10 protein-coding genes are annotated in these 11,066 nt (G+C 48.4%); all 10 read left to right on the top strand.

Annotated elements, in window-relative coordinates; genetic code table 11:
• The first annotated feature begins 43 nt into the window (after positions 1-43).
• Positions 44-2,551 carry a transglycosylase domain-containing protein gene (locus tag ACO9K6_RS02545; RefSeq protein ID WP_424765970.1) on the top strand — a complete coding sequence of 836 codons (2,508 nt, stop codon included), beginning with the start codon at positions 44-46 and terminating at the stop codon, positions 2,549-2,551.
• Positions 2,552-3,202 (top strand): peptidylprolyl isomerase, encoded by a 651-nt coding sequence (locus tag ACO9K6_RS02540; RefSeq protein ID WP_424765969.1) that lies wholly within the window; start codon positions 2,552-2,554, stop codon positions 3,200-3,202.
• Between the two features lie 241 nt (positions 3,203-3,443).
• Positions 3,444-4,001, top strand: a complete 558-nt coding sequence (locus ACO9K6_RS02535) for a ribonuclease FAU-1 family protein (protein WP_424765968.1) — start codon at positions 3,444-3,446, stop codon at positions 3,999-4,001.
• Entirely contained in the window at positions 3,998-4,675 is a 678-nt protein-coding gene (locus ACO9K6_RS02530) for a YdcF family protein (RefSeq protein WP_424765967.1), read from the top strand. The genes ACO9K6_RS02535 and ACO9K6_RS02530 overlap by 4 nt, the downstream gene beginning before the upstream one ends.
• 89 nt (positions 4,676-4,764) lie before the next feature.
• Positions 4,765-5,751: an AAA family ATPase gene (locus ACO9K6_RS02525; RefSeq protein WP_424765966.1), complete on the top strand. Its 987-nt coding sequence runs from the start codon at positions 4,765-4,767 to the stop codon at positions 5,749-5,751.
• A 28-nt stretch (positions 5,752-5,779) separates the two neighbouring features.
• On the top strand, positions 5,780-7,069 hold the full coding sequence (gene hflX / locus ACO9K6_RS02520) for a GTPase HflX (RefSeq protein WP_424765965.1): 1,290 nt from the start codon (positions 5,780-5,782) through the stop codon (positions 7,067-7,069).
• Between the two features lie 38 nt (positions 7,070-7,107).
• Positions 7,108-8,406 carry a methionine gamma-lyase family protein gene (locus tag ACO9K6_RS02515; protein WP_424765964.1) on the top strand — a complete coding sequence of 433 codons (1,299 nt, stop codon included), beginning with the start codon at positions 7,108-7,110 and terminating at the stop codon, positions 8,404-8,406.
• 62 nt (positions 8,407-8,468) lie between these two features.
• Entirely contained in the window at positions 8,469-8,879 is a 411-nt protein-coding gene (locus ACO9K6_RS02510; protein WP_424765963.1) for a MerR family transcriptional regulator, read from the top strand.
• A gap of 41 nt (positions 8,880-8,920) precedes the next feature.
• Positions 8,921-10,249, top strand: a complete 1,329-nt coding sequence (gene glnA / locus ACO9K6_RS02505; RefSeq protein WP_424765962.1) for a type I glutamate--ammonia ligase — start codon at positions 8,921-8,923, stop codon at positions 10,247-10,249.
• A gap of 296 nt (positions 10,250-10,545) precedes the next feature.
• Positions 10,546-11,066: transposase (locus ACO9K6_RS02500; protein WP_424765961.1), on the top strand; the 521-nt coding region annotated here is incomplete at its 3' end.

Here is an 11,066-nt window from a genome sequence, read left to right as displayed (position 1 = left end):
ACTAGTAAAGATAGAAATTGGAACAACAGGAGGGGAGTCGGCAATGGCTGAACGACCACGCAGCAAGACTGCACCGAAATTGAAGAAAACAAAATTTTCAAGACGGAAATGGTTCTATGGATTGTTTTTTACAGCGGCGATTGCTGTCGTATGCGGCATTATCGGGTATTTGCTCATCATTCTCAACGGAGAACGGATATTAGCGGAGCACGGCAACAAGCTTGATTTTGGCGAGGCGTCCATTATTTATGATGCGGATAACAATGAAGTTGCCAAGCTTTATCATTATGAGGAAAATCGTGAAATGGCGGAATTCAGTGAAATCCCCGAGCCTTTGCTCAATGCAATTGTCGCTACGGAGGATCAGCGCTTTTACGAGCATTCCGGGATTGATTTCTTTGCCATCGGACGGGCTATCGTGAAGGATATTATCGCACGCAGCGCTGTTGAAGGCGGCAGCACTATTACGCAGCAGCTTGCCAAGAACGTTTTTCTTAGTGCGGATAAAACCTTTTTCCGGAAAGCGACTGAGGCTTCGATTGCCGTTGCTCTGGAGCATCAAATGTCGAAGCAGGACATTTTAACGCTGTATTTGAACCGGATTTATTTCGGTAAAGGGGTGCATGGCGTTAAAGCGGCATCCGAGTACTATTTTGATACCGAGCTTGAGAATTTGAAGCTTTGGCAGGTAGCAACGCTCGCGGCAATGCCGAAGGCGCCTAACCTCTATAATCCGATTAACAACCCTGAGGAATCAGCGAAACGCAGGGCGGTCGTCCTGATGCTTATGGAGCAGCAAGGCTATATCACAGCTCAAGAGGCGGAGGAAGCAAAGGCAGTCGAATATGTGGCGCCAAAGCACTTAGAGGAGGACAACAGCAGCACGAATGTGTCACAAGCTTATCTTGATTATGTCATTGAGGAAGCCATTAAGGTAACGAACATCACAGAGGAAGAGCTTCGTATCGGAGGCTTCCATATTTATACAACACTTAATCAACAGGCGCAAACGGCCATGGATGCGCAGTTCGCGAATGACGATAATTTTGAGAAGAGTGTTGACGAGCAGATCGTACAGGGAGCGATGGTCATTATTGATCACCGGGACGGCGCGATCAAGGCTTTGGCCGGCGGGCGCGATTACGTGCAGAAGGCACTTACCCATAACCGCGTCCAAGTACTGCGTCAGCCGGGTTCGGCGATCAAGCCTATTCTTTCCTATGGGCCTGCGCTCGAGACTGGCAAGATGTTCCCTTGGACGATTCTTGAGAATGACAAGAAGTGCTTCGGCGATTATTGTCCTACCGAAATTGGCAACCGTTGGGGAGCGACGCCTGTGTCGATGACGCAGGCGATAAAGGATTCCCGAAATCTGGCTGCGGTATGGACGCTGAATCATATCGGTATCCAGAACGGAATCGATTTTGCGGAAAAGCTTGGACTTGAATTTACGAAAGAAGATCGAAATTTAGCCATCGCGCTCGGCGGTATGAGCAAGGGGGCAACGCCTCTGCAAATGGCAACGGCCTATAGCGTAATGGCGAACGGAGGTAAATCGGTTGACCCTCATTCGATCGTGAAGATTGAAGGTAAAGGGTATACGTATACCTATGAAGCGCCGAAAGCGAAGCAGCTGATGTCCGAGGATACAGCATGGTATTTGACCGAAATGATGCAGAAAGTTGTGGAGAGAGGCGGCACGGGAACAAGTGCGGCTATAGACCGTCCGGTTGCAGGCAAAACGGGCACTACGCAGCACGGGCTGCCGAATTACAGAGGCAATGGCATACGCGACGCATGGTTTGTCGGCTATACGCCGGAGTGGACAGCGGCCGTGTGGATGGGATACGATAGGACGGACAAGGAGCATATCCTAAAGAAAGGAAGCAGTCAATCGGCTGCTCTATTCGCTAAGGTGATGCAATCCGCTATGAAAAATGTCCCGAAATCAAGCTTTAACAAACCGCAGGGTATCAAAGAAGATAAACCGCCGGCAGCGATTACGAATTTTAATGCCGAGTTTTTTCCGGAAGAAATGAAGGTTCAGCTGTCTTGGGACCCTATAGAGGGCGAAGATGTGACCTATCAAGTATTTCGCAAGGAAGCCTCTGAAAGTGAATATATTCGTTTCGTAGACTCTCTGACAACAACAGGAGTCGATGATATGAGCGTATTCCCAGGGCTTACTTATGAATATTACGTCGTTGCTTATGATGCCAAAAATGATCTGGAAAGCGCGCCTTCTCAGACCGTTAAGGTGGAAATTCCGGAAACAGAGATTATTCCTGATATCCCGATGGAACCTACACCGACTGAACCAGATGGCGAAGCCACCATGCCGCCAATCGAAGGAGATGCGGGTGAGCAGCCTTCTCCAAATCCGGCTGATGGCACAGAAGGACCGATCGAGACGCAAAGTCCGGGCGGCGGCAATCAACCGGTTGAGCCAAGTCCTACTCCGACTCCAAATCAGGAGGCAGGCACCGGAAGCAGTAATGACGTAATTGGCGGCACTGATACCGGCGGCATTACGCAAGGAACGGGTGGTTAAATGGCAAATGGAAACAAAGCACAGTTCTCGCTTTTCATCATGTTGATCGCCGCGCTGATGCTGGTTGCTGGCTGCGGCAGTAAGACGGATGGCGGTGGAACAGACGGGAATAGTGCTGCAGCTTCAACGAAGACAATGAGCTGGAATAAGATGCCTGATATGATCATTGATTTGAATAAGGCTTATTCCGCAAAGTTCCAAACTTCGAAGGGGCCATTTACAGTCGAGCTGTTTGCGAAGGAAGCCCCAGTGACAGTAAATAATTTTGTGTTTCTTGCTCGTGAAGGGTTCTATGATGGTCTAACGTTTCATAGCATTATTGAGTCATTTATGATTCAAAGCGGTGACCCCAATGGCAATGGCACCGGTACGCCTGGCTATACGATTCCTGATGAGCTGGACACGAGTAGGAAGTATGAAGAAGGCATTGTGGCCATGGCTAATGCAGGTCAGCCGAATTCGGGAGGCAGTCAGTTCTTTATATCCACCGGACCGGATGCGGAAAACTTAAACCGTGAGCCGAAATACACCATATTCGGTAAGGTATCCAGCGGCTTAGATATTGTTCGGGCTATTGCCAAAACACCAACCAAAAACAACATTCCGACTGAGCGCATTGTCATTGAATCGATTGTTATTGAAGAAAGCTGATAAGAATCGCTGTCCCGTTTCGGGATGGCGATTTTTTTCGTAGGAATGGGACATGTGGCTTGGTTTATTTTGACTGTTGGCTGGAGATGGACGATAAGATATGGTAATCTTTTTTTATAGGAAAATCATTAATCGTCAGTCGCGTGGAGAATGGATGGAGAATGTTGTTTGATCGATACAAAGAGGAGCATTCGCAAGCTGTTGCGGGCTTTTCCCACTTGACCGGAAAGGTACGTTCCGTATGAAGAGAAAATTTTCTGACCGGGCCAACTGGCGGCGTATTTTGCGCAAAAGCTATTCCTGCCTTGCGCTTGATGGCGATGAGTTCAAAGGTCTCGTTACGTTCTACAGGATTCATGAGCTTCGGGAGCCGCTGTGGAAGGAATATAACGGACGGCGGCTATGTCTCGCAGACCGAGGCTACCTGTGGATGCAGCATTTCCCAAGAGGCGAGCATTTTGTTGTCACAACGATGTTTGATGACAAAGGCTCCGTCGTACAGTGGTATATTGATGTTTGTAAAACGCAAGGTCTTACTGATCAACAGGTGCCTTGGTTCGATGATCTGTATTTGGATGTCGTCGTTCTTCCGAGCGGCGAAGTGTTTCTAATGGATGAGGATGAGCTAGAGGATGCGCATAGGCAAGGCGATGTGAATGGGAAGGATGTTGCGCTTGCGCGCAAAACAGCCGGCAAATTACTCTCGAGCATTCGAAATGGGCGGTTCCGTTACTTTACACTCAGCTTGAAGCATAGAAAAAGTCTGCTGGAGCGAACTGGGGAGCTAAGTGAATCATGAGCACAGCAACAGGTCGGAGGAGCAGTCCACGCAAACGAACGAAAAAAAATCGTCCGTGGCTGCTCCTGTTTCGTGTTGCAGCCTGGGTTGTGGTTGCAGGTGTATTTTGGTGCGGATATTTATTGTGGTTAATTAATGGATACGATATAGATAAGCCCTTGGCCAAAGCGGATGCCGGCATCGTACTCGGGGCCGCTTTATGGAATGATGTACCTAGCCCGGCGCTTCGGGAGCGTTTGTATTTGGCGATTCGTCTCGTGGAGGAGGGTACGGTGGACAAGCTTATTTTATCCGGAGGTCTCGGAGCGAATGGATCTACGAAAACAGAAGCTGAGGGCATGCGCGATTTTTTAATCGCAAATGGTATTTCAGCTGACAAGCTTTTGCTAGAGGAAGAAGCGACCAGCACCTATCAGAATTTGATGTTTAGCAAAGCAATCGCTGATCAGAACAGCCTGTCCAGCCTCATCGTCATCACGCATGATTATCATGCGGCTAGAGCGAAGGAGGTCGCGAAATCACTTGATTTTGACCCGTTACAGGTAGCTGCAACACGTTCCGAAGTATTAAATCCAGTCTATAACGAGTCGCGTGAGATACTTGCTTTTACGAAATGGAAGCTTAATTGGCTGCTCTTATCCGTTGGTATTCGCTCTTCCGATTCCATGCTCTGATTCTGCTAATATGCGGCCGCAAGGTAGAATAAACTTGTAGTGCGGTCAACCGCTATAGCTTTCGATGCAAAGGATAGGTGATGCGACAGATGAGTGGACACGTCATATCAGGACCGGGCAGCGGATCTGCTAGACCTTCAAGGCAAATCAATGTGATATTAAGAAGTCAGGATTCCTTTCAGGCTGGAGCCTCTGCCCATGCGTTGGAGCCGGACCCGCTGCCTGTCGTAAAGCCTCTGCCCAGCGCAGATCATTATGCTGATATTCAGAAAGAGCTGGAGCCGATGATCGGCATGGATAACGTGAAGTCACTAGTGTATGAAATATACGCCTTGCTTTATATAAGCCGCATGCGATCAGAAGCGGGCTTGTCCGGCGGCTCTCAGGTTTATCATATGATCTTCAAAGGCAATCCGGGGACGGGGAAAACGAGCATTGCCCGTATCGTCGCGAAGCTGTTTCAGAAGATGGGCGTCCTGTCGAAGGGGCATCTCATTGAGGTCGAACGCGCGGATCTCGTTGGCGAGTATATCGGTCATACGGCTCAAAAGACGCGTGATCTCGTACGTAAAGCGATCGGCGGCGTGCTGTTTGTAGACGAGGCTTACAGCCTTGCGCGCGGAGGAGAGAAGGATTTTGGCAAGGAAGCGATCGACACGCTGGTGAAGGCGATGGAGGATCATCGCAATCAATTCGTGCTTATTTTGGCAGGCTACCCCGCGGAAATTGAAAATTTTTTGCTTACGAATCCGGGACTGCCATCACGTTTTCCTATTCAGATTGAGTTTCCAGACTATTCTGTTGATCAATTGATCCAGATCAGTGAGCTGATGGCAAAGGATCGGGATTATATTTTGCAGCCGCAGACGATATTTAAATTAAGACAGCATTTAATGCAGGAGAAGCAAAATGCGATGTTCTCGTTCAGCAATGCCCGATATGTGAGAAATACAATAGAGAAGGCCGTTCGCTATCAAGCGGTTCGTCTGCTGGCCCTGTATTCCAGTTCTGTCCCGCCAAAGCATGAGCTGATGTCGATTAAGCCTGAGGATTTAAAGTGGGACATAAAGACGTAAATTAGACGATTTATATAAGGAGCTTAGCATGAGCGAGAAGACATTCGATACGAATTCAAATATGCATGAGAAGGCGATATTGATCAGTCTGGTCACTTCGGATGATAAGCGCAAAGGAATTGATCCTGAGCACTCCCTGCAAGAGCTTGTGCAGCTTACGGAGACAGCAGGGGTCGAGGTGCTTACGACGATCACGCAAAATAAAGAGAAGGTCGATTCCAAATGGTTTATAGGCAAGGGCAAGGTCCAAGAGGTCAAAGCGCTGGCGGATGAACTGGGCGCTACAACTGCGATTTTTGATCAGGAGCTGTCAGGCGCACAGGTTAGAAATCTGGAGGAAACGCTTGATCTCAAAATCGTGGATCGCACGCAGCTTATTTTGGATATTTTTGCTGGAAGAGCGAATACACGAGAAGGCATTATTCAAGTTGAGCTTGCCCAGCTGAGCTATCTGCTGCCCCGTCTATCTGGTCACGGCAAAAATTTGTCTCGACTTGGGGGCGGTATAGGAACCAGAGGTCCTGGTGAGACGAAGCTCGAGACGGATCGTCGTCATATCCGTGATCGTATCACGGATCTGAAGTCTGTGCTTGAGGAGGTCGTTCGTCACCGTAAGCTGCATCGCGAACGCCGCAAAAAATCAGGTGTCATTCAAGTTGCTTTGGTAGGCTACACGAATGCGGGCAAATCCACGCTGCTTCGCGAGCTGACGAACGCGGATGTGTATGTAGAGAATCAATTATTTGCTACGCTTGACCCGACATCGCGCGCACTCGAGCTGCCTAATGGCAGGGAAGTGGTTTTGACGGATACGGTAGGCTTTATTCAAAATTTGCCGCATGATCTCGTGGCAGCTTTTCGCGCAACATTAGAAGAGGTCTGCGAGGCCGATCTTGTCCTGCATGTCATTGACAGCAGCTCGCCTATGCGTGATGAGCAGATTGCCGTCGTGCATCAAATATTGGGCGATCTAGGCGCGTCAGATAAGCCAATGGTTATGGTCTATAATAAAAAGGATTTGGTCGCTGTCAGCGGCACGCTTTCTGACTTGCCTGTTACCGGCGGCGATAATCTGGTGATCAGCGCTTATGAGACAGCGGATCTTGAGCTGCTTCGCGAGACGATTCAAGCCAGATTAAGCGGGGATATACTGACCTTCGCGGTGCCAGCCGAACGCGGGGATTTGATTGCGCTCGCTTACCGCAGCGGAGAGGTCATTAAGCAAGAGGTTGTTGAAGAAGCGCTGCAGCTGACGATTCATGTTAGCAAGCAGCAATATGAGCAGCATGGACACCGACTGCAGCCCTATCTTGTTTAGCGGGCAGGGGCAGTATAAATAGAAGGGGAAGATCATAGATGAAAGAGCAGCAAGAGCAGGAAAAGCAGAAGGTTTGGGCGTATATGGAGAGGCTGGCAGAGGAAGCGGAGCAGCGTGCGGATGCGGCATTTCGCACAGTTGAACGGATAGCAGAGCGTAATCAGTGGAAAGTCATAGAAGCATTTCAGCGCCACAAAGTTAGCGATTTTCATTTTACAGGCTCTACGGGCTATGGCTATAACGATCGCGGTCGTGAGGTTCTCGATCTCGTCTATGCGGATGTGATGGGGGCGGAAGCGGCGATTGTTAGGCCTCATTTTGTTTCCGGGACGCATACGATCAGCTGTGCGTTGTTCGGGATTTTACGTCCAGGAGACGAGCTTTTATATGTGACAGGAAGACCATATGATACACTCCATAAAGTCATTGGTAAGCCGGGAGATGGAAAGGGCTCGCTTCAGGACTGGGGTGTGAAATATGCGGAAGTGGCGCTGCTGGCGGACGGCGGACTCGACTGGGAGCGAATTGAATCAGCGATTTCGGATCAAACCAAAGTAATTGGCATTCAGCGCTCGCGAGGCTATGAGTGGCGAGCATCTTTAACAGTGGCTGAGATCGAAGCCATCGTCAAACGGGTAAAAGCGATGAAGCCTGATGTGCTTGTTTTCGTAGATAACTGCTATGGGGAATTTACGGAACTGCTGGAGCCTACTCAGGCAGGTGTTGACCTTATGGCAGGCTCGCTTATCAAAAACCCTGGCGGTGGATTAGCAGAAACAGGAGGCTACATTGCCGGCACGGCAGCTTGCGTTGAAGCTGCAGCTTATCGCTTGACAGCGCCTGGCATAGGCGGTGATGTCGGCGCAATGCTTGGCACGCTGCGCGGGATGTTTCAGGGCTTATTTCTGGCCCCGCACTTGGTTGGACAAGCAGTCAAAGGAAGTGTACTAGCTGCAGCGCTGTTCGAAGAGCTTGGCTTTGAAACGAAGCCGCGTTGGCATGAGCCTCGTACCGATCTAATTCAAGCGGTTCGATTCGGACAAGCCGAGCATCTGATCGCTTTCGTACAAGGCATTCAGCAGGCAGCCGCGGTTGATTCACATGTCGTGCCTGAGCCATGGGACATGCCAGGCTACGAGAATGCTGTTATTATGGCGGCAGGAACGTTCATTCAAGGCGGCAGCCTTGAGCTGTCAGCTGATGCGCCGATTCGAGAGCCATACATTGCCTACATGCAGGGTGGACTCACCTATGCTCATGCGAAATATGGTATTTTAACTGCGTTATACCGACTTGTGAATAGTGGTTTAATTGTGACCAAACCTCACATAACTTGACACATTTATGGTATAGCGTTTACAATGGTCATATAAATGAGCGTATGGAAGGTTGATGCGGCATGGCTGATGAGATTCGCAGAAATATGGCCTTATTCCCTATCGGCATCGTAATGAAGCTGACGGACTTAACGGCACGCCAAATCCGTTACTACGAGCAGCATGAATTGATTGTGCCTGCGAGAACGGCAGGCAACCAACGGCTATTTTCGTTCAATGATGTAGAACGGCTATTGGAAATTAAATCTCTAATTGAGAAGGGCGTTAATATCGCAGGCATCAAGCAGGTTATGAATCCGGTTTCCAAGGAATCGGAGGATGCGACGATTGTCAGCGAGCAGTCTGAAGTGAAGCGCAGGGAGCTATCCGATCAACAGCTTCACCGGATGCTTAAACAGCAGCTGCTGGAGAAAAGACCGGGTCAAGCCTCTCTCATACAAGGTCAATTGACTCGATTCTTGAATAAACGTTAGAGTGATTTAACGAATGATAAACCATCAAAGGAGATGATTCTGTGAGTTTTACTAAAGAAGACATCAAGCGTATTGCAGTGGAGCAAAATGTTCGTTTCATCCGTTTGCAATTTACTGATTTGCTAGGTACGATAAAAAACGTCGAAATTCCGGTCAGTCAGCTTGATAAAGCGCTCGATAATAAAATGATGTTTGACGGGTCTTCCATTGAAGGTTATGTACGAATTGAAGAATCCGATATGTACTTATACCCTGATTTAGATACTTGGGTTGTCTTCCCTTGGGTAGCACAAGATCGCGTTGCTCGTTTAATTTGCGATATTTATATGCCGGACGGCACGCCGTTCGCTGGAGACCCGCGCGGTATTTTGAAGCGTGCGCTTAAGGAAGCGGAGGAGCTCGGTTATACAGCGATGAATGTTGGACCGGAGCCTGAGTTTTTCTTGTTCAAGACGGACGAGCGCGGCGAGCCTACGACTGAGCTTAATGACCAAGGCGGTTATTTTGACTTGGCACCAATGGATATGGGCGAGAATTGCCGGCGTGAAATCGTATTGACACTAGAGGAAATGGGCTTTGAAATCGAGGCTTCCCACCACGAGGTAGCTCCTGGTCAGCACGAAATCGATTTTAAATATGCCGATGCTATTAAAGCGGCTGATCAAATTCAAACCTTTAAGCTTGTTGTAAAAACAATCGCCCGGGAGCACGGTCTTCATGCATCCTTTATGCCTAAGCCTTTGTTCGGCGTGAATGGCTCAGGCATGCACTGTCACCAATCATTATTCCAAGGCGATACCAATGTATTTTACGATGAGAAGGACAAGCTCGGTTTAAGTGTAGCTGCCCGTCATTATATGGCAGGTATTCTGGAGCATGCCCGTGCAATGGCCGCAATTACGAACCCGACAGTCAATTCCTACAAGCGTCTTGTTCCAGGCTACGAGGCACCTTGCTACGTTGCATGGTCCGCAAGCAATCGTTCGCCTATGATTCGTATTCCAGCTTCGCGTGGTCTTAGCACGCGCGTAGAGGTTCGAAATCCAGACCCTGCGGCTAATCCGTATCTGGCGCTGGCAGTTATGCTGAAAGCAGGTCTTGACGGTATTAAGAATAAGCTGCCTCTGCCGGCTCCTACAGATCGCAATATTTACATCATGACGGAGGAAGAGCGTCAGGATGCTGGAATTCCAAGTCTGCCGCTTGATTTGAAGGAAGCGCTTGATGAAATGCTCCGCAGCGATATCGTTTGTGAAGCGCTTGGCGAACACGCGCTTGCACATTTCTACGAGCTCAAGGAAATCGAATGGGATATGTACCGGACCCAGGTTCACCAATGGGAACGCGATCAATATTTGACGCTTTACTAAACGAAAAAACTTAATGTGAAAGAAGACCCGAAAGATAGACACTCGAAAAAGTGCCTGTCTTTCGGGTCTTTTGTTTTTATTAATAACAAATGGTTGAAGCAGTGGTTATTAGTCTCAATAAAAATATAGAGAAAGATAATAGTAAAGCAACCCATAAAGGCGTCTTTATTCAGAGTTTGATTTCTTGTGTGGATAGAAAAAGAAGAGGCTGAATCGGATACGTGAAACGATGATATGCTCCCCATATGGTAGACAGGTGAAATAATAAAACCTGGTACTGTAAGGGGAGCTTTTTCATGCCTAAAGAAAAATATAGTCCGGCAGATAAACTAGCTATCATCGGTGAAATAACAAATGGTGAGATTAGTCTAAAGGATGCTACAAAGAAATACGGCATTTCAAAAACAACATTAGTTAAATGGCGACAACGTTATAATGTGTATGGTTTTGAAGGGCTGGAGCGTCAAGTTCATAATCGGAGCTACAGCGCTGAGCTTAAGCTTCAGGCAGTAAAGGATTACCTGGAGGGGGGCTTGTCCCAGTACCAGATCATCGATAAATACAAGATTGCTAGTCGAACGCAGCTCTCCAACTGGATTAAGCAGTATAATGGCCATAGCGGCTTAAAAGCTTATTCAGGGGGAGCACATGCGATGACCAAAGGACGTTCTACAACTTGGCAGGAACGAATCGATATTGTTCAATATTGTATGGCACATCAGCACGACTATCAGAGGACGGCAGACCAGTTTAAGGTTTCCTATCAACAAGTGTACCAATGGGTGAAGAAATTCCAAGATGGAGGTCAGGATGCGTT

Origin of the sequence: Paenibacillus praedii, from assembly GCF_049725345.1 — a bacterium.
GTDB lineage: Bacteria > Bacillota > Bacilli > Paenibacillales > Paenibacillaceae > Pristimantibacillus.
This window is presented reverse-complemented; position numbering and strand designations above follow the sequence as displayed.

What these genes read in the sequence shown, in the direction of transcription:
- ACO9K6_RS02545 (WP_424765970.1), top strand. Translation starts at nt 44, where the DNA reads ATGGCTGAACGACCACGCAGCAAGACTGCACCGAAATTGAAGAAAACA.
- ACO9K6_RS02540 (WP_424765969.1), top strand. Translation starts at nt 2,552, where the DNA reads ATGGCAAATGGAAACAAAGCACAGTTCTCGCTTTTCATCATGTTGATC.
- ACO9K6_RS02535 (WP_424765968.1), top strand. Translation starts at nt 3,444, where the DNA reads ATGAAGAGAAAATTTTCTGACCGGGCCAACTGGCGGCGTATTTTGCGC.
- ACO9K6_RS02530 (WP_424765967.1), top strand. Translation starts at nt 3,998, where the DNA reads ATGAGCACAGCAACAGGTCGGAGGAGCAGTCCACGCAAACGAACGAAA.
- ACO9K6_RS02525 (WP_424765966.1), top strand. Translation starts at nt 4,765, where the DNA reads ATGAGTGGACACGTCATATCAGGACCGGGCAGCGGATCTGCTAGACCT.
- hflX (WP_424765965.1), top strand. Translation starts at nt 5,780, where the DNA reads ATGAGCGAGAAGACATTCGATACGAATTCAAATATGCATGAGAAGGCG.
- ACO9K6_RS02515 (WP_424765964.1), top strand. Translation starts at nt 7,108, where the DNA reads ATGAAAGAGCAGCAAGAGCAGGAAAAGCAGAAGGTTTGGGCGTATATG.
- ACO9K6_RS02510 (WP_424765963.1), top strand. Translation starts at nt 8,469, where the DNA reads ATGGCTGATGAGATTCGCAGAAATATGGCCTTATTCCCTATCGGCATC.